This is a genomic window from Rhizobium sp. LjRoot30 (genome assembly GCF_964253915.1).
Lineage (GTDB): Bacteria > Pseudomonadota > Alphaproteobacteria > Rhizobiales > Rhizobiaceae > Metarhizobium.
In genome coordinates this window covers 19,630-42,948 of sequence record NZ_CAXUSG020000003.1, presented here as the reverse complement: position 1 = coordinate 42,948, position 23,319 = coordinate 19,630, and the positions used below count along the sequence as shown (strand labels likewise).

Annotated in this window: 20 protein-coding genes, 1 tRNA gene and 2 pseudogenes; 10 read left to right on the top strand and 13 right to left on the bottom strand. The window is 62.7% G+C overall.

All coding sequences use genetic code 11. The features are described from left to right. Positions 1 to 28 precede the first annotated feature (28 nt). On the bottom strand, positions 29 to 1,432 hold the full coding sequence (argH, locus tag ACSQ3I_RS07850) for an argininosuccinate lyase (protein WP_435997663.1): 1,404 nt from the start codon (positions 1,430 to 1,432) through the stop codon (positions 29 to 31). A gap of 24 nt (positions 1,433 to 1,456) precedes the next feature. Between argH and tlpA the strand changes: the two genes are divergently transcribed. Both tlpA and ACSQ3I_RS07840 read left to right on the top strand, forming a co-directional pair. Continuing rightward, positions 1,457 to 2,119, top strand: a complete 663-nt coding sequence (tlpA, locus tag ACSQ3I_RS07845; RefSeq protein ID WP_435997661.1) for a thiol:disulfide interchange protein TlpA — start codon at positions 1,457 to 1,459, stop codon at positions 2,117 to 2,119. A gap of 29 nt (positions 2,120 to 2,148) precedes the next feature. Beyond that, the gene (locus tag ACSQ3I_RS07840) at positions 2,149 to 2,766 is read left to right on the top strand and encodes a glutathione S-transferase (protein ID WP_435997660.1); all 618 of its coding nucleotides are present in this window, start codon (positions 2,149 to 2,151) and stop codon (positions 2,764 to 2,766) included. Positions 2,767 to 2,972: 206 nt separating this feature from the next. Here ACSQ3I_RS07840 and ACSQ3I_RS07835 read toward each other — a convergent pair whose 3' ends face one another. From ACSQ3I_RS07835 to ACSQ3I_RS07805, 7 genes are all read right to left on the bottom strand, one after another. Continuing rightward, positions 2,973 to 3,845: a 3-hydroxybutyryl-CoA dehydrogenase gene (locus tag ACSQ3I_RS07835; RefSeq protein ID WP_435997658.1), complete on the bottom strand. Its 873-nt coding sequence runs from the start codon at positions 3,843 to 3,845 to the stop codon at positions 2,973 to 2,975. A gap of 152 nt (positions 3,846 to 3,997) precedes the next feature. Then, a complete protein-coding gene (locus ACSQ3I_RS07830; RefSeq protein ID WP_435997657.1) occupies positions 3,998 to 4,927 on the bottom strand; it encodes an electron transfer flavoprotein subunit alpha/FixB family protein in 930 nt (309 codons plus the stop codon). Between the two features lie 27 nt (positions 4,928 to 4,954). Beyond that, entirely contained in the window at positions 4,955 to 5,704 is a 750-nt protein-coding gene (locus ACSQ3I_RS07825) for an electron transfer flavoprotein subunit beta/FixA family protein (protein ID WP_435997655.1), read from the bottom strand. A gap of 152 nt (positions 5,705 to 5,856) precedes the next feature. Next, complete coding sequence (locus ACSQ3I_RS07820; protein ID WP_435997653.1) at positions 5,857 to 6,645, bottom strand: rhomboid family intramembrane serine protease; 789 nt, start codon at positions 6,643 to 6,645, stop codon at positions 5,857 to 5,859. A gap of 130 nt (positions 6,646 to 6,775) precedes the next feature. After that, entirely contained in the window at positions 6,776 to 7,354 is a 579-nt protein-coding gene (locus ACSQ3I_RS07815; RefSeq protein ID WP_435997652.1) for a cob(I)yrinic acid a,c-diamide adenosyltransferase, read from the bottom strand. 137 nt (positions 7,355 to 7,491) lie between these two features. Continuing rightward, a complete protein-coding gene (locus ACSQ3I_RS07810) occupies positions 7,492 to 7,689 on the bottom strand; it encodes a twin transmembrane helix small protein (protein WP_435997647.1) in 198 nt (65 codons plus the stop codon). A gap of 31 nt (positions 7,690 to 7,720) precedes the next feature. After that, on the bottom strand, positions 7,721 to 8,554 hold the full coding sequence (locus ACSQ3I_RS07805) for an SDR family oxidoreductase (protein ID WP_435997645.1): 834 nt from the start codon (positions 8,552 to 8,554) through the stop codon (positions 7,721 to 7,723). An 82-nt stretch (positions 8,555 to 8,636) separates the two neighbouring features. Here ACSQ3I_RS07805 and ACSQ3I_RS07800 point away from each other — a divergent pair, with 82 nt between their 5' ends. Next, positions 8,637 to 9,557: a YihY/virulence factor BrkB family protein gene (locus ACSQ3I_RS07800; RefSeq protein WP_435997643.1), complete on the top strand. Its 921-nt coding sequence runs from the start codon at positions 8,637 to 8,639 to the stop codon at positions 9,555 to 9,557. On the opposite strand, the pseudogene gluQRS reads toward ACSQ3I_RS07800, so the two are convergent. Further along, positions 9,525 to 10,406, bottom strand: a pseudogene (gene gluQRS, locus ACSQ3I_RS07795) (tRNA glutamyl-Q(34) synthetase GluQRS); the annotation flags it as partial. The gene ACSQ3I_RS07800 and the pseudogene gluQRS sit on opposite strands and share 33 nt — an antisense overlap. Positions 10,407 to 10,461: 55 nt before the next feature. Between gluQRS and ACSQ3I_RS07790 the strand changes: the two are divergent. Further along, positions 10,462 to 11,103, top strand: a complete 642-nt coding sequence (locus tag ACSQ3I_RS07790; RefSeq protein ID WP_435997642.1) for a DNA-3-methyladenine glycosylase family protein — start codon at positions 10,462 to 10,464, stop codon at positions 11,101 to 11,103. A 103-nt stretch (positions 11,104 to 11,206) separates the two neighbouring features. Then, positions 11,207 to 11,764, top strand: a complete 558-nt coding sequence (locus ACSQ3I_RS07785; RefSeq protein WP_435997640.1) for an HNH endonuclease — start codon at positions 11,207 to 11,209, stop codon at positions 11,762 to 11,764. Positions 11,765 to 11,770: 6 nt separating this feature from the next. Here ACSQ3I_RS07785 and ACSQ3I_RS07780 read toward each other — a convergent pair whose 3' ends face one another. Next, positions 11,771 to 12,286 (bottom strand): disulfide bond formation protein B, encoded by a 516-nt coding sequence (locus ACSQ3I_RS07780; protein ID WP_435997638.1) that lies wholly within the window; start codon positions 12,284 to 12,286, stop codon positions 11,771 to 11,773. A 253-nt stretch (positions 12,287 to 12,539) separates the two neighbouring features. Here ACSQ3I_RS07780 and ACSQ3I_RS07775 point away from each other — a divergent pair. Beyond that, positions 12,540 to 12,624 (top strand) — tRNA-Leu (locus ACSQ3I_RS07775). 268 nt (positions 12,625 to 12,892) lie between these two features. Beyond that, complete coding sequence (locus tag ACSQ3I_RS07770; RefSeq protein WP_435997636.1) at positions 12,893 to 14,527, top strand: AMP-binding protein; 1,635 nt, start codon at positions 12,893 to 12,895, stop codon at positions 14,525 to 14,527. Positions 14,528 to 14,548: 21 nt separating this feature from the next. On the opposite strand, the gene ACSQ3I_RS07765 is transcribed toward ACSQ3I_RS07770, so the two are convergent. From ACSQ3I_RS07765 to secA, 3 genes are all read right to left on the bottom strand, one after another. Beyond that, positions 14,549 to 15,772, bottom strand: a complete 1,224-nt coding sequence (locus ACSQ3I_RS07765) for a GNAT family N-acetyltransferase (protein ID WP_435998315.1) — start codon at positions 15,770 to 15,772, stop codon at positions 14,549 to 14,551. Between the two features lie 53 nt (positions 15,773 to 15,825). Further along, the gene (locus tag ACSQ3I_RS07760) at positions 15,826 to 17,238 is read right to left on the bottom strand and encodes a lipopolysaccharide biosynthesis protein (RefSeq protein ID WP_435997634.1); all 1,413 of its coding nucleotides are present in this window, start codon (positions 17,236 to 17,238) and stop codon (positions 15,826 to 15,828) included. A gap of 175 nt (positions 17,239 to 17,413) precedes the next feature. Next, positions 17,414 to 20,140 (bottom strand): preprotein translocase subunit SecA, encoded by a 2,727-nt coding sequence (gene secA, locus ACSQ3I_RS07755; protein WP_435997632.1) that lies wholly within the window; start codon positions 20,138 to 20,140, stop codon positions 17,414 to 17,416. Between the two features lie 243 nt (positions 20,141 to 20,383). Between secA and ACSQ3I_RS07750 the strand changes: the two genes are divergently transcribed. The 3 genes and pseudogenes from ACSQ3I_RS07750 to ACSQ3I_RS07740 all read left to right on the top strand — a co-directional run bounded on the left by ACSQ3I_RS07750 (position 20,384) and on the right by ACSQ3I_RS07740 (position 23,309). Next, the gene (locus ACSQ3I_RS07750) at positions 20,384 to 21,223 is read left to right on the top strand and encodes a peptidylprolyl isomerase (RefSeq protein ID WP_435997630.1); all 840 of its coding nucleotides are present in this window, start codon (positions 20,384 to 20,386) and stop codon (positions 21,221 to 21,223) included. Positions 21,224 to 21,275: 52 nt separating this feature from the next. Further along, positions 21,276 to 22,517, top strand: coding sequence for a bifunctional glutamate N-acetyltransferase/amino-acid acetyltransferase ArgJ (argJ, locus tag ACSQ3I_RS07745; protein ID WP_435997628.1), 1,242 nt, complete (start codon positions 21,276 to 21,278; stop codon positions 22,515 to 22,517). After that, positions 22,498 to 23,309, top strand: a pseudogene (locus ACSQ3I_RS07740) (GNAT family N-acetyltransferase). The gene argJ and the pseudogene ACSQ3I_RS07740 overlap by 20 nt, the downstream one beginning before the upstream one ends. Positions 23,310 to 23,319 lie beyond the last annotated feature (10 nt).

The window sequence follows — 23,319 nt, the reverse complement described above, 5'->3', positions numbered from 1 at the left end:
CCGGCCTTGTTGAGACACAAAAGCGGGATCAGTTCTTCTGGCGCCACCAGGCGATCTGCCGGCGAACCTGATCCGGCGCGGTGCCGCCATAGCTCACACGGCTGGCGACCGAAGCCTCCACCGTCAGCACGTCGAAGATGCCAGCGGTGACGGCGGGATGGATCGCCTGCAATTCTCCCAGCGACAGCTGGGCCAGTTCGCAACCCTTGCTTTCGGCCAGCGCCACGGCGCGGCCGGTAACATGGTGGGCGTCGCGGAAGGGCAGGCCTGCCTCGCGCACCAGCCAATCGGCGAGGTCGGTGGCGGTGGAATAACCGGAGCCTGCTGCCGCCTTCATGCGGTCGGTGCGGATGGTCATGTCGCGCACCATGCCGGTCATCGCCGCGATGGCGAGTTCAAGGCTCTCGGCGGCGTCGAAGACCTGCTCCTTGTCTTCCTGCATGTCCTTGGAATAGGCGAGCGGCAGGCCCTTCATCACGGTCAGGAGCGCGATCAGCGAGCCGTTGATGCGGCCGGTCTTGGCGCGCACCAGCTCGGCGGCGTCGGGGTTCTTCTTCTGCGGCATGATCGAGGAGCCGGTGGAGAAGGCGTCCGACAGGCGAATGAAGCCGAATTGCGGTGTCGACCAGATGACGATTTCTTCGGCGAGCCGGGACAGATGCGTGGCGGCGATTGCCGCGATCGCCAGGAATTCCAGCGCGAAATCGCGATCGGAGACCGTGTCGATCGAATTGCGGGTCGGCTCGCGGAAACCGAGCGCCTTTGCGGTCATGTGCCGGTCGATCGGGAAGCCGGTGCCGGCCAACGCTGCGGCGCCGATCGGGCTTTCGTCGAGATGTTCGATGGCGTGGCGCACGCGCTGGCGGTCGCGGCCGAACATTTCGACATAGGCCATGCAATGGTGCCCGAAGGTCACCGGCTGGGCGGTCTGCAGGTGGGTGAAGCCGGGCATGACGGTGTCGGCATGTTCTTCGGCGCGATCGAGGAAGGCGGCGATCAGGCCGGTGAGGGCCTTTTCGGTCTTCTCGAGCTCTTCCTTGACCCAGAGGCGGAAATCGAGCGCCACCTGGTCGTTGCGCGAACGGGCGGTGTGCAGGCGGCCGGCGGAGGGGCCGATGAGGGCGGCGAGCCTGGCCTCGACATTCATGTGGATGTCTTCGAGGCGGCGGGAGAATTCGAAGTTGCCGCTTTCGATCTCCTTTTGGATCGCCTGCAGGCCTTCAACTATTTTTGTCTTGTCTTCTTCGGCGATGATGCCCTGATGCGCCAGCATTGTCGCATGCGCGATTGAGCCGCGGATATCCTGGGCGAAAAGCTTCTTGTCGAAACCGATCGAGGCATTTATCTCCTCCATGATCGCGTCCGGACCGGAGGCGAAGCGTCCGCCCCACATCTGGTTGGAGGATTTGGTGTCCGAGGTGCCGTCAGCCATGCGATGCCTATCCTGGAGAATGAAATGACAGCTAAAAACCCCCTCAGGCTTCCCTCTGTCAAATTGATCGCGATCGCCGCGGTTGCGGGACTGATCGCCGGTGCGGCAGCGGTATACGTGAAGGGCATGGGGTCTGGCAATGGTGAGGCGCAATCTGCTGCCGCCGCACAGTGCGAAGCCGCCAAGGGCAAGGTGGCGTCACTCTCCTCGCTGGCCAAGGGGCAGGTGGCGGCGATGGTCGGTGTCAACGAACCGCGCAAGCTGCAATCGGTTGCTTTCAAGGGTGTGGAAGGTCAGGACCTGACGCTCGACAGTTTTGGCGGCAAGACGGTGCTGCTCAATCTCTGGGCCACCTGGTGCGTGCCCTGCCGGGAAGAAATGCCGGCGTTGAACACCCTGCAGAAGGAGCTGGGCAGCGACAAGTTCGAGGTCGTCGCCGTCAATATCGATACCGGCGACGATGAAAAGCCGAAAACCTTCCTTGATGAAACCGGTGTCGACAAGCTCGGTTTCTACCGTGACAGCAGCATGGGCGTTTTCAACGCGCTGAAGAAGGAAGGCCTGGCTTTCGGCCTGCCGGTGACCTTGCTTGTCGACGACAAGGGTTGCCTGATCGGTTCGATGAACGGTCCGGCTGCCTGGGACAGTGAAGATGCCAAGGCGCTGGTACGCGGTGTACAGGGCTGATCGATCTAATTTTCAAAAAGGCAATGACGATGAAGATCTGGGGCAGGACGAATTCCAACAACGTCAAGAAGGTTCTCTGGTGCGCCGAGGAGATCGGGCTTGCCTATGAGCGGATCGATGCCGGCGGCGTTTTCGGCGTCGTCAACGAGCCTGCCTACCGCGCCCTCAATCCGAACGGCCTGGTGCCGGTGATCGAGGATGGCGAGACGGTGCTGTGGGAATCGAACACGATCGTGCGTTATCTTGCTGCACGTTATGGCGCCGGCACACTGCTGATCGAAGATCCCGTGGCGCGGGCGCAGGCGGAAAAATGGATGGACTGGACGCTCGGAACCGTCGTCAGGCCGTTCGTCGATGTGTTCTGGGGTATGGTGCGCACGCCCGAGGCGCAGCGGGACATGGAGAAGATTGCGGCCGGTATCGCCGCCTGCAACCAGGTGCTGGCGATCGCCGATGCACAGCTGGCCAAGCAGCCCTACCTTTCCGGCGAAAGTTTTGGCATCGGCGACATTCCGCTCGGCGTCCTGGCCTATGGCTGGTTCGGCATGCCGATCGAGCGCGCCGACCTGCCGGCGCTCAAGGCCTGGTATGACCGGCTGACGGAGCGGCCGGCCTATGGCAAGGCGGTAATGATTCCGCTGACGTGAGATGGCTTCCCCTTCTCCCCGGCGGGGAGAAGGTCGCGGCAGCGGGATGAGGGGGAGCCCCACGGCAAAACCTGTCCGTTTGGCCCCCTCATCCGACCCTTCGGGCCACCTTCTCCCCGCGGGGGAGAAGGGGAAAGAAGCGACCGCCATATGCGAAAGCCCGGCCAGCGGGGAGAAAAGATCCCAGCCATTGCCGTTCCGGTGGATCAGCGCGTCGGGACCGGCTTTTCGCCGCGATAGTCGTAGAAACCGCGGCCGGACTTGCGGCCGAGCCAGCCGGCTTCGACGTATTTTACCAAGAGCGGGCAGGGGCGATACTTGCTGTCCGCCAGGCCGTCGTGCAGCACCTGCATGATAGAGAGACAGGTGTCGAGGCCGATGAAGTCGGCAAGCTGCAGCGGGCCCATCGGATGGTTGGCGCCGAGCCGCATGGCGGTGTCGATCGCCTCGACGGTGCCGACACCTTCATAAAGCGTATAGATCGCCTCGTTGATCATCGGTAGCAGGATGCGGTTGACGATGAAGGCCGGGAAATCTTCGGCGACGGTGATCGTCTTTTCGAGCGCGCTGACATAGGCCTTGGCGGCAGTGAAGGTCGGCTCGTCGGTGGCGATGCCGCGCACCAGTTCCACCAGCTTCATAACCGGCACCGGGTTCATGAAGTGGATGCCCATGAAGCGTTCCGGACGGTCGGTGGCCGAAGCGAGGCGGGTGATCGACAGCGACGAGGTATTGGTAGCGAGGATCGCCTCCGGCTTCAGGACCGGGCAAACCTGGGCGTAGATCTTGCGCTTGACAGTTTCGTCCTCGGTGGCGGCCTCGATGACGAGGTCCATCGGAGCGAGATCGTTGAGGTCGCTCGAACCGCCGATCAGCGCCAGCGCCTTCCTGCGCTCCTCGTCGGTCATCTTGCCGTGGGTGACCTGGCGGGCCAGGTTGCCGTTGATGGTGGCGAGGCCGGCTTCGATGCGATCCTGGGCGACGTCGTAAATATGGACCTTGTATCCGGCAGCAGCCGAGACATGGGCAATACCGCAGCCCATCTGACCCGCGCCGATAATTCCGATATTCTTGATCATATGCCTTCCCTTGTCGTCCGAAGCAGTCGGCACGCTTTATCGCCGAAAAAAAATTGCCGGGCTGTTAAGCCAGCCCGGCAAAATTGATAGTCCGGCGATAAAAATTTTTCCAGTTTTTATTCGCAATCGCAAAAAAACTGGCTTTGATCGCCTCAGAGTGCCTTCTGCAGTTCCGGCAGAACCTCGAAGAGATCGCCGACGAGGCCGTAGTCGGCCACCTGGAAGATCGGGGCCTCCTCGTCCTTGTTGATGGCGACGATGACCTTCGAGTCCTTCATGCCGGCGAGGTGCTGGATGGCGCCGGAAATGCCGCAGGCGATGTAGAGCTGCGGTGCGACGACCTTGCCGGTCTGGCCGACCTGCCAGTCGTTCGGGGCATAACCGGCATCGACGGCAGCGCGCGAGGCGCCGACGGCTGCACCGAGCTTGTCGGCAACTGGAAGAATGACCTCCTGGAACTTTTCCGAGGAGCCGAGGGCACGGCCGCCCGAGATGATGATCTTGGCGGAGGTCAGTTCCGGACGGTCCGACGACGACAGCGCATCGCCGACATGGCTGGAAAGGCCCGGATCGGCAGCCGCCGCAACCGTTTCGATCGCAGCAGCGCCACCCTGGCCGGCTGCGGCGAAGGAGGCGGTGCGTACCGTGATCACCTTCTTTGCATCGGTTGCCTGCACCGTCTGGATGGCGTTGCCGGCATAGATCGGCCGCTTGAACGTGTCGGCCGAAACGACTTCGGTGATTTCCGACACCTGCATGACGTCGAGCAATGCTGCGACGCGCGGCAGGACGTTCTTGGCAACCGAGGTGGCGGCCGCGATGATCGTGTCATAGTTGCCGGCCAGCGAGACAATCAGCGCCGCCAGCGGTTCGGCAAGGTTGTGGCCGAGGGCGGCGTCGTCGGCAACCAGGACCTTGGAAACGCCGGCAAGCTTGGCGGCTGCATCTGCAGCAGCGGCGGCACCCGAACCGGCGACCAGCACGTGCACGTCCGAGCCGATCTGGCTGGCGGCCGTCAGCGCCTTGGCGGTCTGGTCGGAAAGGTGGGCATTGTCGTGTTCGGCGAGAAGAAGAATGGCCATATCAATAAACTCCCTGGATCTTTCCGCTCAAAGCACGCCGGCTTCGTTCTTCAGCTTGTCGACCAGTTCGGCGACAGACTTGACCTTGACGCCAGCCTTGCGGCCCGACGGCTCCTCGGTCTTCAGCACCTTCAGGCGCGGCGTGGTGTCGACGCCGACATCGGCCGGGGTCTTCTTGTCGAGCGGCTTCTTCTTGGCCTTCATGATGTTCGGCAGCGAGGCGTAGCGCGGCTCGTTGAGGCGCAGGTCGGTGGTGACCACCGCCGGCAGCTTGATCTCGATCGTCTGCAGGCCGCCATCGACTTCGCGGGTAACGGAAGCCTTGTCGGAACCGAGTTCGATCTTCGAGGCGAAGGTGCCCTGGGCCCAGCCGAGCAGGGCAGACAGCATCTGGCCGGTCTGGTTCGAATCGTCGTCGATCGCCTGCTTGCCGACGATGACGAGGCCGGGCTGCTCGGCTTCGGTAACGCCCTTGAGGATCTTGGCAACGGCGAGCGGCTCGACCAGATCGTCGGTCTCGACCAGCACGGCGCGGTCGGCGCCCATGGCGAGCGCGGTGCGCAGGGTTTCTTCGGCCTTGGCCGGGCCGATCGACACGACGACGACTTCCGAAGCCTTGCCGGCTTCTTTCAGTCGCAGGGCTTCTTCGACCGAGATTTCGTCGAACGGGTTCATCGACATCTTCACGTTCGCAAGCTCGACGCCGGAACCATCCGCCTTGACGCGGATCTTGACGTTGTAATCGACAACGCGCTTGACGGGCACTAAGATCTTCATCTGGTCCTTCCTTCAACAACTCCGCAGAAAATGCGCTTTCAGACAGTCATCTGATTGTCAGTTGGCGACATGGATACGCGTTTTTCCCCCAAACACAACGGTTGTGTGTCGCATATGGGCGGATTTTCCGCAGTTTCGAAATGGCTGCTGGTCTAGCCGCGGCCCCAATGCGGCGGCGTCTTGGTGTCGCCGGCCGTTGCGACGGCGCCCGGGTCCGCCGGTACCTCTGCATGGCGCACGGCCTTGGGCGTGACAATGCTGGTGTCGAAGAGGGGAACGTCCTTGCGGCGCATGAACAGCACGAGGATGGCACCGGCAATGATGCCGCCGACATGCGCGCCCCAGGAGACCCTGCCGTCCGTATCCGTCAGCAGCATGAAGAATTGCTGGCCGACCCAGAAGAGCAGCGGGATGAAGGCCGGCAGCGGCAGCGGGAAGCGGAACAGCACCAGCACCCAGACCCGCACCTTGGGATGCAGCATCATGTAGGCGGCAACGACGCCGGAGATCGCGCCGGAGGCGCCGACCAGCGGCGCCTGGGACGATGGGCCGATGAGACCGTGGAAGAGGGCGCCGGCAACGGCGCAGGCGAGGTAGAAGACGAGGAAGCGGACATGCCCCATGGCATCCTCGACATTGTCGCCGAAGACCCAGAGGAACAGCATGTTGCCGGCAAGATGCCAGAAATCGAGATGCAGGAAGGCGTAGGTGAGATAGGTGGTGTTGTGCGGCACAAGCGCCATTTCCGGCGGCAGGTAGGCATAGTTGAAGGCGACGGCCGGGATGTAGCCGAGGCCGATGGTCGCCGCGTCGTTGACCGATTCCGGCGCAAGAAAGCCGGTGAACAGCCAGATCAGGCAATTGGCCGCTATCAGCGAGATCGTCACATATTGCAGCTTGATGTATTTCAGGGAATTCTTGTCGTGCAGCGGTATGAACACCCCGGTCCCCCTAAAGATTTTTCCGAGGCCCGCAGCAATCCCCCGGATTCGCCTGCAGGCCCTAGATGCTGGATTACTCAGGTCCTTTCAGCAAAACCGCTGCTATGCTTCTGCGACCTGCTGTCGCAGCTTAGCGGTTTTTTCCCGGAACCCAAAGCATATCCGTCTGGCCCTTGTCGTTATGATGACGGCCCGCGACGAACAGAAAATCGGAGAGGCGATTAATATATTTCAGTGCAGCAGTGCTGACTGTTTCACCCTCGCTGCGCGACAGGGCGACCATGATCCTTTCGGCGCGTCGCGACACGGTGCGCGCCATGTGCAGGGCGGCGGCTGCGGGCGAGCCGCCGGGCAGGATGAAGGATTTCAGCGGCTGCAGGTCGGTGTTGAGGCGGTCGATCTCCGCCTCCAGCCGCTCCACCTGCGCCTCGACGATACGCAGGGGCTCGTAGTCGAGCGGCTTGCCGGTATCGGGTGTGGCCAGATCGGCGCCGAGATCGAAGAGATCGTTCTGGATACGCTCCAGCATGGCGTCGAATTCACCGTCGCCGGCCGTGTGCAGCCGGGCCATGCCGAGCCATGAATTGGTCTCGTCCACCGTGCCGTAGGCTTCGATGCGCAGATCGTCCTTGCGGCGGCGCGGACCGGAAACAAGGCCGGTGGTGCCGTCGTCGCCGGTCTTGGTGTAGATCTTGTTCAGCTTGACCATGCGAGAGCCCCCTTAGCGCGCATTAGAGCAATTCCAGCAAAAGTGCGTCGCGGTTTTGCGTCCGGAATTGCGTAGGAACAAAGAGATAGAGCGTTTTCGCGTTTCGGAGAAAAGCGGAAATGATCTAGGCTGTAGTATCAGCGGCCGCCGCCCGTCAGCCACAGCGTCAGCATGATCAGCGCGATCGCGACTGCCTGCAGCACGATGCGCATCTGCATCAGCTTGTTGGAGAGGTTGGGGCTGCCGCCCTTCATCATGTTGAACAGGCCGCGAATCAGAACGAGCGCGACAAGGCCCATGACGGCCACGGCAAGGATCATCGTAAAACTGGACATCGGTCCAAAATAACCTTTCTTTCAGCGCGCTTCAATCGAGCCAGCGCATGAGTCGGTAGAACAGATCGGCGGGAAGGAAACGCTTGAGCAGAACGCCCTGCTTGGCCGGCGTCGTCACCGGATAATGCGGGCGGGGGCGCTTGGCGGTCAAGGCGTGTTTGAGCACGTCATACACCGCTTCCGGGCCGAGTTTATGGCGATTGACCGGCCCTGTGCCATTAAGTCGCGCCAGCTGGCGTTTGTATTCGACGGCGTGGGCGGAGTTTTCGAGATCGATGTTGGCCTCGATGTGTTTCAGTGCCGTCGCGGTGAATCGCGAGGTGATCGGGCCGGGTTCGATCAGGCTGACATGGATGCCGCTGCCCTGCAGTTCCATGCGCAGCGTCACCGACAGGCCTTCGAGTGCGAACTTCGAGGCGGTATAGGCGCCGCGAAACCGGTAGGGCACGAGGCCGAGGATCGACGAGCATTGCACGATGCGGCCATGCCCCTGCCTGCGCATGTAAGGGATGACCTGGCGGGTCAGTTCATGCCAGCCGAAGACGTTGGTCTCGAACTGGGCGCGCAGGATGTCGGTGGAGAGATCCTCGACGGCGCCCGGCTGGCCATAGGCGCCGTTGTTGAACAGCGCGTCGATCCGGCCGCCGGTCCGTTCTGCGACGGTGGTGACCAGCGCCGTGATCGTTTCGGCCCGGGTGTAGTCCATGATCAGCGCTTCGATGCCGTCCGCTTCCAGCCCCGCCCGGTCTTCCTCGCGGCGCACCGTGGCGAACACCCGCCAGCCATCTGCCTTCAGCGCGCGGGCGCAATGGGCGCCGATGCCGGTGGAGCAGCCGGTGATGATGATCGCGGGGCGGTCCGTCATGGAATGATTCCTGTACAAAGCGCAGTCGGTTTCCCATATTCCCGCCAGACTGACAATGCGAATGCCGAAGCCTGGAGGGTGGATGCCGAAGTTCCTGCGAGTGGCGTACAAGGTATGCTTCGACGCCTTCTATCATTTCAGCGAGGATGACGGCTGGGCGATGGCAAGCCATGTGGCGCTGTCGATCCTGCTTGCGGTGTTTCCCTTCCTGATCTTCGGGACGGCCTTGGCAACCTTCCTCGGCGCCGACCAGTTTTCGGATACCGCCGTGCACCTGATCTTCGACACCTGGCCGGAGGCAATCGCCAAACCTCTGTCGGACCAGGTGCAGCAGGTGCTGACCATCCCGCGCGGCGGCCTTCTGACGATCTCCGTGCTGGCGGCCGCCTACTTCGCCTCCAACGGTGTCGAGGCGCTGCGCATTTCGCTCAATCGCGCCTATCGCCAGGCCGAGACGCGCCGCTGGTACGTCACGCGGCTGGCGAGCCTCGGCTACGTCGTCATCGCGGTGATGATCTTTACGGCGATCAGCATCACGCTGGTCGCTATCCCGGTGGCGCTGCGTTTCACCGAGCGCCGCCTGCCGTGGATGACAGAGGTGCTGGAGACCGTGTCGAGCTGGAGCGTCTACGGCACCATCATCGTGCTGATCGCCGGGCTGTTCTTTTCGCACCTCTGGCTGCCGGCCGGCCGTCGCGGTATTCTCGACGTTATTCCGGGCATCCTGCTGACCCTGCTTGCCTGGTCGGCGGGAGCCTTTGTCTTCGCCTATTACATCGCCACCTTCGCCAACTACACCGCGACCTATGCCGGTCTAGCCTCGGTGATGATCGTCATCGTGTTTCTCTACATGGTGGGGGTGATCTTCATTCTCGGCGCCGAGGTCAACGCGGCGCTGATGAAATACCGGGTGCTGGAGCGCATTTCGCGCCGGCTTTTTGCCGAGGAACGGGAAAAACCGGCGGTGTCCAAGCCCGACGAGACGGCGGATGTCGGCGGGTGAGGCACCTGCCTCCCGCAAGGCGGCAAGGCCGGTATCGCCAAAACTCTTCGACAGCTTTCGTCCGTCCGGTCCAGAGATGAGCCGGTGGTGGTGGTAGACGGGTGCGGGCAGGCCAAGCAGTTGCTGCAGCAGCCGGTGCACCGATGTCGCGTGGAAAAGGTCGAGGCCGCGCACCACATGCGTCACGCCCTGCAGCGCATCATCGAGGGTGACGGAGAGATGATAGCTCGACGGCGCGTCGGAGCGGGAGAGCACGACATCGCCCCAGGCGGCGGGATCGGCGAGCATCGTTCCCCTGTCGCCATCGCCGGTTTCTTCCCAGCATAGTGGTGCGTCGAGGCAGGCGACCGCTGTGGCCATGTCCAGGCGCCACGCGTGCTTCATGCCGGAGACGAGCCGTTTTTGCCGCTCCTCTGCCGGAAGGTCCTTGTCGGCCGGCGGGTAATGCGGCGAGCCGTCCGGATCGCGCGGCCAGGGCCGGCCTTCGGCAGCTTCGAAGGCGGCGACGTGGTTTTTCACCTCGCCGCGAGTCATGAAGGACGGATAGACAAGGCCTCTCGCGATCAATCCGTCGAGCGCCTTGCGATAGTCCTCGAAATGTTCGGATTGGCGCCGTACCGGTTGCTCGTAAGCGATGCCGAGCCAGTCGAGATCGTGCAGGATCGCGGCTTCGAGGGCCGGCGTGCAGCGACTGAGGTCGATATCCTCGATCCGCAACAGCAGCCGCCCTGCGGTTGCCTGCGCCATGTCCTGGTTGATGAAGGCGGAAAGGGCGTGGCCGAGATGCAGGAGGCCGTTCGGGCTCGGGGCGAAACGGAAGACGGGTTTTTGACGCGAACTGTCGATCATGCTTTCTTCTGCCACGAAAATTCGGCGCCGGCCAAGGGTCGGGGGATGGAGAAGAATGCAGACGATCCAAAGCCTCGACGATATCGCCGCCGGTCTCGAAGCCCTGCGGTCGATCGATCCGCGGTTGTCGGCGGTGATCGACGTCTCGGGTCCGGTTCCCTTGCGGCTCGACCGGCCGGGATTTGCCGGGCTGGCGCAAATCATCGTCTCGCAAATGGTGTCGAAGGCCAGTGCCGCGGCGATCTGGCGCCGCATCGAGGCGGTCGGGGGGACGGCGACGGCTTCCGCCTATCTCGAAGCCTGCAAAGGCCCAGACAGTTTTGGGTTGTCGCGCGCCAAGGCGGATACGCTGGGCCGTATTGCCGCCGCCGTGCACGCCGGCACTCTCGATCTCGAAGCGGCATCGACGCTCGAGGCGAAACAGGCATTTGCGCTGCTGACCGGCATCAAGGGTGTCGGGCCTTGGACGGCGGAGGTCTACCTGATGTTCTGCGGTGGCCACCCCGACATTTTTCCAGGCGGCGACGTGGCGCTGCAGGCGGCGGTGGCCCATGCCTTCGGGCTGGAAAAGCGCCCGTCCGCCCGTGAACTTGCGGGTCTGACGGCTCTCTGGGCGCCGTGGCGGTCGGTCGCGGCGAGGCTGTTCTGGGCCTATTACGCGGCGCGGATGCGACGCGATGCACTGCCGCTTTTGTGAATCACAATGAACAGTCAAGCTATTGTCTTAAGAGGGCTTCACAATGCTGTAACAACGCGCCTAATATACAGAAAGCAGATGCCGAATCGCTCAGGAGAGCCCCTTGACGATTGCAGTCTCACCCCAGGCCCTGCCGGCGCTCGTTCTGAACGCTGACTACCGGCCACTGAGTTATTACCCCTTGTCGTTGTGGTCCTGGCAGGACGCGATCAAGGCAGTGTTTCTTGATAGAGTAAACATCATTGCCGAGTACGAACATTCGGTGTCCTCGCCCAGTTTTTCGATGAGACTGCCGAGTGTTGTTTGCCTGAAGAACTATGTCCAGCCGTCGCGTTTCCCCGCCTTTACACGCTTCAACGTCTTCCTTCGCGACCGTTTCGAATGCCAGTATTGCGGCTCGCCCGACGATCTGACTTTCGATCACGTCATCCCGCGCGCCCATGGCGGCGAGACGACGTGGGAAAACGTCGTGGCCGCCTGCGCGCCGTGCAACCTGCGCAAGGGCAGCAAGCTGACCAAGCAGGCGGGCATGTTCCCGGCGCAGAAACCCTACCAGCCGACGGTGCAGGACCTGCACAACAACGGCCGGCTTTTCCCGCCGAACTACCTGCATGAAAGCTGGATGGACTATCTCTACTGGGATACCGAACTGCAGCCGTAACCGACGTCAGGCCGTTTTCTTCGCCCGCAGGCCGACAAAGGCGATTGCCGCAAGAATGACGCTGGCGATGACGTTCCAGCCGGCGAAGGACAGACCCAGGAAACGGCCGGCGGCATCGGTGCAGGATGGTCCTTTGACACGGTTCAGGTCGCCGAGAAGATCGCCTGCGTTGGTGGTCACAGCATTGACGGTGGTGGAGCAGGTCGTCGGCCCCTCCCAGAAATGCCACTCGACGCCGGAATGATAGACGCCCATCCCCGCACCGACGATCATGATGATGCCGGCAACGGCCAGCAGCAGTCGGGTTAGCCAGGCCGGTGCGCCGAGCAGCGAAGAAAGAAACGCCGCGGCGGCAACCGGGATGCCGTAATAATAGGGTTCGCGCTCCAGCAGGCAGAGCATGCAGGGTATAAAGCCGCCGATATGTTCGAAGCCAAGCGCCGTCACCACCGTTGCGGCCATTCCTAGCGCCAGAAGCCCGGATGCGATGGTCTGGGTGCGATTGCCGGTGGTCGAATTCATGTCGGTGGTTCCAGTCGAGGAGGCCATGGCCGCAGCGCTTTTGAAGAAGGATCATCCCTGTCTTGCAGGGGATCACGGCGCTTTTAGGCCTGCCGCCTGCTGCTGTAAATGGCTGCCCGCCATGCCGGACATCTGCTGATGAAAAACTTTTCGTGAGGCGCAGGGTGATCGGCTGCCTTCATGAAAATTTTCAAAATGTCGGTTGACCGACAGGCCTTCATTCGTATAGTCGCCGCACTGTAGGACCTCACACGCGGGTGTGGTGGAATTGGTAGACGCGCCGGACTCAAAATCCGGTTCCGAAAGGAGTGTCGGTTCGACCCCGACCACCCGCACCATCTTTTCTTGCGCGATGCCGCCTTCCAACCCATCGCGCTGGTTCGCCTTCGCTCCGCTTCGGCGCACCATCTATTTTTGGCGCTGCCGCCCTCAAACCCATCGCTCGGGTTTGCCGTCTTTCGGTTTCGGCGCGCCATCTCCTGAAATGTCCTCGCATGCAACGGAAAGGCCGTCCGGTCTTGTCGCCGTTTGCAATGCGAAAAGGTTTCGATTGTCTTTTTGGCGTCCGCGATGTTAGCTGCAGCGCAGCAAAACCGGATTTTTGACATGAAACTGCCATCCCGCGACACCTACGAGGCGCTTTACCGCGATTTTTCCTGGGATATTCCGCCAAATTTCAACATGGGCGTTGCCGTCAGCGACGATTGGGCGGCGCGGGCGCCGCAGCAGGTTTGCCTCGAACATTTCAGCCCCGATGGCCGGCATCGTTCGATGACCTATGGCGAATTGTCGGCGCAGTCGTCCTCCTTCGCTGCTGCGCTCCAGGCGCTTGGCCTCGGCAAGGGGGATCGGGTGGCGCTGCTGTTGCCGCAGAGTTTCGAGACCGTCGTCTCGCATGTCGGTATCTACAAGCTCGGGGCGATTGCCCTGCCGCTGGCGCTGCTTTTCGGCGTCGAGGCGCTGGAGCATCGCCTGCGGATCGCCGGTGCGGCGGCCATCGTCACCAATGCCTTCGGTTTTTCGCGCCTCAAGGACATCCGCGACCGGTTGCCGGAGCTGCGTCACGTCATCCTGATCGATGGAGAAGAAGCGGGCGTCTTCTCCTTCCACGATCTGGTGGCCCAGCATCCGCCCCTGGCGGAGGTGACGGCGGGCGGCCCGGACGAGCCTGCGCTGATGATCTTCACCTCGGGCACGACGGGGCCGCCAAAGGGGGCGCTGCATGGCCACCGGGTGCTTGCCAGCCACATCCCCGGCATGCAGATGGCGCATCATTTCCTGCCGCAGCCGGGCGACAAGGTCTGGACGCCGTCCGACTGGGCTTGGGCCGGCGGTCTTCTTAATGCGCTGCTGCCGGCATTGATGCTCGGTGTTCCCGTCGTCTCGTCGCCGGCGCAAAAATTCGATCCGGACATGGCGTTTCGCATCATGGCCGAGATGAAGGTGCGCAACGCCTTCATTCCGCCGACGGCGCTCAGGCTGCTGGCGGCAGTAGAGCGGCCGCTGGAAAAATATGCGCTGGACCTGCGCACCATCGGTTCCGCCGGCGAGTCGCTCGGCTGCGAAACCTACGAGTGGGCGAAGAGGACGCTGGGGCTGACCGTCAACGAATTCTATGGCCAGACGGAGTGTAATTTCGTCCTGTCCTCGGCCGAAAACCTCGGCATTACCAAGGCCGGTTCGATCGGCCGCGCGGTGCCGGGGCATCGTGTCGCCATCCTCGACGCAGCGGGCGCACCCCTGCCGCCAGGATCAATCGGCCAGATCGCCATTCACAAAACATCGCCTTCGATGTTTCTCGGATACTGGCAGAACGACGAAGCCACCGAGGCCAAGTTTGCCGGTGACTGGATGCTGACCGGCGACCAGGGGCGGCAGGATGAAAACGGCTATGTTGCTTTCTTCGGTCGCGACGACGACGTCATTACGTCTTCGGGATATCGTATCGGACCGGGTGAAATCGAGGATTGCCTGGTGGGCCACCCGGCGGTGCAGCTTGCGGCCGTCATCGGCAAGCCCGATCCGCTGCGAACCGAGATCGTCAAGGCCTACATCGTGCTGGTGCCGGGTTTTTCGCCAAGCGAGGCGCTGGCGGGCGAGATCCGCGACTGGGTGAAGACACGGCTGTCCATGCACGAATATCCGCGCGAGGTGGAGTTCATCGATGCCCTGCCGCTGACGACCACCGGCAAGGTGATCCGTCGGCTCCTGCGCGACAAGGCCGCCGCCGAAGCGGCCTGAAGCGAGATCGATAGCAGGCGATCAACGTCCCGCGAGCGACAGGATCTTTTCGCGCAGCAGGCGGGCCATGTTGCGGGTGTTGCGATAGAGGTGCAATTGCGCCGAGACCTGACGAACGTCGCGGTCGCCATTCTGCTGCAGGCCGACGACCAGCGTGCCCATGTCCTCGCGTTCTTCCCAGAAGCGGCTCATGATCGGGTGATCGGGCACGGCGCAGGAATCGGTGCGGACGATGTTGGCATCGTCCAGGTGCCATTCCGTCAGCTCGGCGACCAGCAGCTTGCCGGGAGAAAATTTGGCGAAGCTCTCGTTGAAAGCGGTCTTCCACGTATAGGCCTCGCCGGCGGTAATGAACACCACCATGGAGGCGATCGCCTCGCCGTTGAAGTCGAGTGTGTGGATGCGCACCGCGTCGTTGTCGGCGAGGTTGGTGATCGCTTCGCGGGCAAAGGCGGCGCGGTAGCGATCGACGACCATGGCGGTTCGCTTGGCGCCTTTCCAGCCGCTGGCCTCCAGTGCCAGGAATTCTTCCATCCGGTGACGGATCTCGCCCGGCTGGCGTGCGACGTTGTAGGTCAGCGTTCCATGGGCGGAAAGCGCGCGCCATTGCCGGCGAATGTCGCGCAGGTGTTGCTTGGAGATGGACTGTTTCAGATAGGTCTCGCCATCCTGCAGGCTTTCCAGCATCGGCCTGCGGAACGCGCCGATGGTCGAGATCGGCAGGTTGCGGCTGATGGCAATCGCCTTGGCGAGCTGGGCAAAATTGCCGTTCAGGCGCAGGTCCGGCATCACCAGGATCGACGGCAGGCCGGCGGATTTTCTGCCGAGCACATCGAAGAGGTTGTCGATGCTTTCGGCCGCGTCTTCGGCGTCCACCAGCGGTGTGCCGAGCGGGCCGAAAGGGTTGGACCAGACGCGAATGATCGAGGGGCCGACCGAAAATCCCGGTTTTTCAACGGAAAACGGCATTGCCAACCGCAGGCGGCTGCGGCCGGCATCCTCGTCGCGGATGAGTGCCAGGCGCACCTGCCGGTCGTCGAGACGGGGCATCGCCGGCGCCAGGAAACGTCCGTTGAAGAAAACGTTGGGCTCCATGGCGCGGTTGGCCAGGAAGTCGATTTCCTGCTGCAGGTCATAACCCATGCTCGCCGGGTATAGGCTCAGCTCGCGCCCGGGGCGTCCGACCGGAAGATGCACGTCGGCGACCGGCCGGTCCAGCCGCGAGGTCGCGAGCTCGCCGACCATGCGGTTGGCGCTGCTGTTCATGCTTTCGTTGTAGACAGGAGGTTGTGCCACGATCACGCGACCTTTGTCTTGAAGAGGGCAAGGGGATCGGCAAAGGCGAAGAGGACGATGCCAAGCGAACGCCGCACGGCAATGTGCAGCAAAAGCGCCTCGACCATCATCGCGCCGGCGGCGGCGGATGCCGCCCCGACCAGGCCGAAGAGCGGAATGAGGGTGATGTTCAGCAGGATGTTTGCCGTCAGCGCGCCGGCATAGAGCACGACACAAAGCTTCTGCCGGCCGGCCATCGTCAGCAGCACTTCGCCGGGGCCGATCATCGCCTTGCAGAGAATGCCGGCGAACAGGATGGCCATCAGCACGTAACCGGCGGTGAACGCGGGGCCGAACAGTGATAGCAGCGGCTCGCCGACGGCAAGCACCGCGAGACCGACGGCCAATGACGGCCAGAAGGTCCAGCGAACCGTCTCTCCGGCAAAACCTGCCAGCGCACGCATGTCCTTTTCGGCGATCATCGCCGAGAAGCGCGGTGCGGCGGCCGCCTTCACCGAGAAATAGACGAACTGCACCAGGGCCATGGTCTTCGTCGCGGCAAAATAGATGGCGACGTGTTCCGGGTCGAGATAGAGGCCGACGACGATCACGTCGGAATTGGTCAGAAGAAAGCCGAAACCTTCAATCAGGAAGATCGGTACGGCAAAACGCAGCCAGGCGAAGAAATCGATCTTCATGGTGCCGCGGATATAGCGCTTGCCGAGACGCCAGGTGACGGTGAGGAACTGGCCAAGTGTCGTGACGTAGGTGGCCGCCAATGCCGCCAGCATCGCCGTCTCGGCTGTATGGGCCGCGCCCGCTTGCACCGCGAGCAGCATGAAGACGAGGATCAGGGTCGGGCGGATGATGTAGGTCGGGCTCAGCGCCGTCACCGCCCAGCTGTTGGCGCGGGCCGTGCCGTCAAGGACATCGCCGAGGGCGATCATCGGCAGGGTGAACAGGCCGAGGAACAGCGGCACGGCGTAATAGGTTTCGATCGAGGCGCTGAACAGCGTGATGCCGATATAGCCGACGACGGCCAGCGCGCTTGCCGAGAGCATGGCGAAGATGCGCACGGTCACCGTCAGCCCGCGGATCTCGTCCAGCGCGCCCACGGCCCGGTATTGCGGCAGGAAGCGGATTACCGTCGAGTGGAAGCCGAGGCAGGAGAGATTGCCGAACAGCACGACCATCACCCAGACGAACACGAAGATGCCGTACTGGAATTCGCCCATGATGCGGGCCTGGATGATCTGGGAAACGAAGGCGATGGCGGCGCTGACGACGCGGATAACGAAGGCGGTAAGCGCCATGCGCTGTGCCGCGGCCTTTTCCCCGTCACCGCTGATGGCGGCCGAAACCTTGCGCAGCAACGGCGTCACCACGGCGCGCAGGCCGGATGGCAGCAGTCGTTCGGCAGTTTCGATGAACGCCATATTCAACACGCAGAACCTTGATGACGCAAAACAACGGCTGGAGTCTTGTCAGATCAGCATTAAGAAACGGTTCAAGGCCGGGGGTTCGATCCGGCTGACGGGTGGCACCGCGGCAAACAAAAATGCCGCCCGAAGGCGGCATCGCAATGTGTGTGAAGGGCGGTGAGGCCGGTCGTCAGACGGCTTCGAAGGCGCCGTGGCAGTGCTTGTACTTCTTGCCGGAGCCGCAGGGGCAGGTCTCGTTACGGCCGATCTTGCCCCAGGTGCGCGGATCCTGCGGATCGCGCTGTTCCGGCGGCACGATGATTTCGGCTGCTCCGAGAACGGCCTGGCCGGCGAAATCGTCCTCGCCGGTGGTGGCGTCGAGGTGATGGCCTTCCATGGCGGGCAGGCTCGGCGGCGGCGCGTCGGCCGCCTCACGCACCAGTTCGGCGCGCATCAGCTGCGTCGTGACCATCTGGCGGAGGTTGTTGAGCAGGGCCTGGAAGAGTTCGAAGGCTTCCGACTTGTATTCCTGCAGCGGGTCGCGCTGGGCATAGCCGCGGAAACCGACGACCGAACGCAGGTGATCGAGATTGACGATGTGCTCGCGCCAGAGGTGGTCCAGCGTCTGCAACACGATCGAGCGTTCGACGTAGGTCATGATCTCAGGGCCGAACCGTTCGGCCTTGTCGGCGGTCGCAGCGTCCACGGCGGCGGTGATGCGTTCGAGCACGTCTTCTTCGCCGATGCCCTCTTCCTTCAGCCAATCCTGGATGGGCAGGTTGAGGTTGAGCGTCTGCAGCACGGCGTTCTGCAGGCCTTCGCCGTCCCACTGTTCGGCATAGGCCCGCTCGGGAATGTGGCGGGCAACCATGGCTTCGATCGTCTCGTTGCGCATGTCGGCGACGGTTTCGGTCACGCTTTCGGCGTCCATCAGCTCGATGCGCTGCTCGAAGATCACCTTGCGCTGGTCGTTGAGCACGTCGTCGTACTTGAGCAGGTTCTTGCGGATGTCGAAGTTGCGGGCTTCGACCTTCTTCTGCGCGCGTTCCAGGGCCTTGTTGATCCAGGGATGGACGATCGCCTCGCCTTCCTTCAGGCCGAGCTTGGTCAGCATGCTGTCCATGCGCTCGGAGCCGAAGATGCGCATCAGGTCGTCCTGCAGCGACAGGTAGAACTTCGAGCGGCCCGGGTCGCCCTGGCGGCCGGAACGACCGCGCAGCTGGTTGTCGATACGGCGGCTTTCGTGGCGTTCCGTGGCGATGACGTAGAGACCGCCTGCGGCGAGCGCCTTCTGCTTCAGTTCCTGCACTTCGGCACGGATCGCCTGCTCACGGGCATCGCGTTCCGGACCTGCCTCGACACCTTCCAGCTCGCGCTCCAGGCGCATGTCGACGTTGCCGCCGAGCTGGATGTCGGTACCACGGCCGGCCATGTTGGTGGCGATCGTCACCGCGCCGGGAACGCCGGCCTGGCTGACGATGTAGGCTTCCTGCTCATGGTAGCGGGCGTTGAGGACCTGGAAGTTGTTGAATCCGGTCTTTTTCAGCAATTCGGCGAGCAGTTCGGATTTTTCGATCGAGGTCGTGCCGACCAGAACCGGCTGGCCGCGCAAATGGGCTTCCTTGATCTCGGTGATGATCGCCTTGAACTTCTCTTCGCCGGTCCGGTAGACCTCGTCGTCTTCGTCGATACGCTTGATCGGCAGGTTGGTCGGCACTTCGACGACGTCGAGCCGGTAGATGTTGGCGAATTCTTCCGCTTCCGTCGATGCCGTGCCGGTCATGCCGGCGAGCTTGTCGTACATGCGGAAGTAGTTCTGGAAGGTGACGGAAGCCAGCGTCTGGTTTTCCGGCTGGATCTGCACCTTTTCCTTGGCTTCGAGTGCCTGGTGCTGGCCTTCCGAATAACGGCGGCCCGGCATCATGCGGCCGGTGAATTCGTCGATGATCACCACTTCGTTGTTGCGGACGATGTAGTCCTTGTCACGCTGGAACAGCTTGTGGGCTTTCAGCGCGTTGTTGATGTGGTGGACGATCGCAACGTTTTCGACGTCGTAGAGCGCGTTGCCCTTGAGCAGGCCGGCGTCGCGCAACAGGTTTTCAAGCTTTTCTGTGCCGACTTCGGAGAAATTGGCCGAACGCTGCTTCTCGTCGATCTCGTAGTCTTCGGACGAGAGAAGCGGCACGAAGGCGTCGATGGTGTTGTAGAGGTCGGAGCGGTCGTCGAGCGGACCGGAGATGATCAGCGGCGTGCGTGCTTCGTCGACCAGGATCGAGTCCACTTCGTCGACGATGGCGAAGGCATGGCCGCGCTGCACCATCTGGCCGCGCTCATACTTCATGTTGTCGCGCAGGTAATCGAAGCCGAGTTCGTTGTTGGTGGCGTAGGTGATGTCGCAGGCGTAAGCCGCGCGGCGCTCCTCGTCGGACAGGCCGTGGACGATGACGCCCGTGCTCATGCCGAGGAAGCCGTAGAGCCGGCCCATGGTGGCGGCGTCGCGGCTGGCGAGGTAATCGTTCACCGTCACGACGTGCACGCCGCGCGAGGCGAGCGCGTTGAGATAGACCGGCAGGGTCGCCACCAGCGTCTTGCCTTCACCGGTCTTCATTTCGGAGATGGCGTTGTCGTTGAGGATCATGCCGCCGATCAGCTGCACGTCGAAGGGACGCAGGCCGAGGACGCGGCGGGAGGCCTCGCGAACCACGGCGAAGGCCGGCACCAGAAGATCGTCCAGGCTCTTGCCCGCGTCCAGCTGCTTGCGGAACTCCGCGGTCTTGCCGGCGAGCTGCTCGTCGGAGAGCGCCTTCATGCTCTCTTCCAGCGCATTGATCGCCTGGACCTGAGGCCGATACGACTTCACACGGCGCTCGTTCGAGGAGCCGAAGAGCTTGCGGGCTAGGCCGCCAAAACTGACCATAACGATGGCCCTTTCTGAATGATGTCCCGGGCGATCGGACCTGGATCAAATGCCGAATTTCGGCAGATAGGCGCAATACGGCCGGAAACTTTTCTGGACGCGAGGTTGCGTGACAGATAAGAGGGGGGTCGATTGATGTCAACGGGACAAGCCGATACAGAATGGCCACATTCTGGTGTTGAGGACGTTTTTGACCGGAATTGCGAAGAGCTGAGAGCCGGTTTCATTCCGAAAGGTTAATTCATGCTGAGCTACAATAAACTGGCTGCGATGGCGTTCGCGACGCTTGTCGGCCTTCAGATGCCCGCGCTGGCCGAGGACGCCGTGGTGGCCAAGGTCGGCGATCTGCCGATCCACCAGTCCGAACTCGACATCGCCATTGCCGGTCTCGACCCGCAGCTGGCACAGCTGCCGGACGAGCAGAAGAAGATCGCGGCTCTCTCCAGCATCATCGACGTCAAGCTTCTCGCCAAGGGCGCTTCCGCCGAGGGCCTGGACAAGACCGACGACTTCAAGACCCGCATGCAGTACCTTTCCGAGCGCGAGCTGCACAGTGCCTATTTCCGCAAGCATGTCGTCGATGCGCTGAAGCCGGAAGAGGTCAAGGCCCGCTACGACAAGGAAGTCGCAGCCCTGCCGCAGGAAGAAGAAGTGCATGCCCGCCACATCCTGGTGAAGACCGAGGAAGAGGCCAAGGCGATCATCGCCGACCTCGACGCCGGCAAGGATTTCATCGAGCTGGCCAAGGAAAAGTCCACGGATTCCAACAAGTCCGACGGTGGCGACCTCGGTTATTTCGCCAAGGGCCGCATGGTCAAGGAATTCGAAGACGCTGCCTTCGCGCTGGAAAAGGGTGCCTACACCAAGACCCCGGTGAAGAGCCAGTTCGGCTTCCACATCATCAAGGTCGAAGACAAGCGCATCGCCCCGCCGCCGCCGTTCGAGCAGGTGCAGGACCAGGTTCGCAACATCGTCATCCGCGACAAGTATCTTGAACTCCTCAACAAGGCGAAGACCGAATCCAAGGTCGAGATCTCCGACGAAGCCCTGCGCAAGGGCTACGAAGAAGCCAACAAGCAATAATCCCCGGAGCCCGTCTGCCAGACGGGCTCTTTCCTTCTCCAGGGTCTGTCAGATGTCCGGTTCCGTTTCCCCGCTCGCCCCAAAATCCTTCGCCACCGTTCCGGCCTTGCGCGGCGTGCGCATGGCAACTGCCTCCGCCGGGATCAAATACAAGAACCGGACGGACGTCCTGTTGATGGTGTTCGACAAGCCGGCCTCGGTTGCCGGTGTCTTCACCCGCTCGAAATGCCCGTCGGCGCCGGTGGATTTCTGCCGCGCCAATCTGTCGCACGGCACGGCACGCGCCGTCGTCGTCAATTCGGGCAATGCCAATGCCTTTACCGGCAAGAAGGGCCGCGAGGCCACGGCGCTGACGGCGCAGTCGGCTGCCGCCGCTGTCGGCTGCGGCGAAAACGAGGTCTATCTCGCCTCGACCGGCGTCATTGGCGAACCGCTCGATGCCACGAAATTTTCCGGCGTGCTCGATGCCATGGCCAAGGATGCCGCAGGCGATTTCTGGTTCGAGGCGTCGAAGGCGATCATGACCACGGATACCTATCCGAAGGTCGCCACCCGCACGGCCGAGATCGGCGGCGTGGCCGTCACCATCAACGGCATCGCCAAGGGTGCCGGCATGATCGCGCCTGACATGGCGACGATGCTGTCCTTTGTTGCCACCGACGCCGACATCGCGCCGGCCGCGCTTCAGGCGCTGCTGTCGGAGGGTGTCGGCCCGACCTTCAACTCGGTGACAGTCGACAGCGACACCTCGACCTCCGACACGCTGCTTCTGTTTGCTACGGGTGCAGCGGCAGCCGATGGGCAGGCACGGGTGGAAACGGCCGACGATGTCCGCCTTGCAAGCTTCCGTGCAGCCCTCAACGATCTGCTCAAGGATCTTGCCCTGCAGGTTGTCCGTGATGGCGAAGGCGCTCGCAAGATGGTGGCCGTCACCGTGACCGGCGCGGAGAACGACGCGGCCGCCAAGCGTATCGCGCTGTCGATCGCCAATTCGCCGCTGGTCAAGACGGCAGTTGCCGGCGAAGATGCCAACTGGGGCCGCGTGGTCATGGCTGTCGGCAAGTCCGGCGAAATGGCCGACCGCGACCGGCTGGCGATCTGGTTCGGCGGCATTCGTGTCGCCGTCGATGGCGAACGCGATCCGGCCTATTCGGAAGCGGCGACCTCGGCGGCCATGAAGCAGGAGGATATAGACGTCAGGGTCGACATTGGCCTCGGCGACGGCACGGCGACCGTCTGGACCTGCGACCTGACCAAGGAATATGTCGTCATCAATGGCGACTACCGGAGCTGACAGGGATTGATGAACGCAGAATCGTCCAACACTGTAGACCTGCCGGCGGTGCGCCGGCTGGAAGCGGTGGGTTTTCGTGCATGGCCGGCGGCGGCGGTGCAGTATGACGGCAGCTGGCAGGTGCGCCTGACGGCGGGTCACCCTTCGTTGCGGCTCAATTGTGTCGTGCCGCTCGATCCGGGTGATTTCCGCGATGCGGACATTCGGCTGGAAAAGGCCCGCAAGCGTTTCGAGGCCTATGGCCGGCCGCTCGTCGTGCGGGAAACGCCGCTGGCGCCGCCGGCGCTGATCGGGCTGCTGGCGAATGAGGGATGGCAGCGTTTCGAAAGCGTCAGTGTGCTGAGTGCCGACCTGGCGACGATCGAACTGCCCGACACCATGGACCACCTGCCGAGCCACGACATCGGTTATTTCGTCGATGCCAGCCTGAAGGTGGAAGAGGCCGATCCCATTCGCAAGCCGGCGTTGGCCGAAATTTTGAGCGCTATCAAGCCGCCGTCCGGCCTGTTCGTCATCGAGGACCCGGGCAAGGGGGCGGTCGCCTCGGTGCTCTGCGTGCAGGACAACGATCTTGCCGGCGTGATGATGCTTGCGGTCGCTCCCTCCGAGCGCCGCCGTGGCCTCGGTATCGAAATCCTGTCCTCGGCCTTGCGCTGGGCGCGCATGCGCGGCGCCCGCTCCGCATGGATGCAGGTGGTGACGACCAACGAAGCGGCTCTGGGCCTCTACGGCAAGCTGGGTTTTGCGGAAGTCTATCGTTATCACTACTGGAGCAGGGACGGGCAATCGTGAGTGAGGCGGG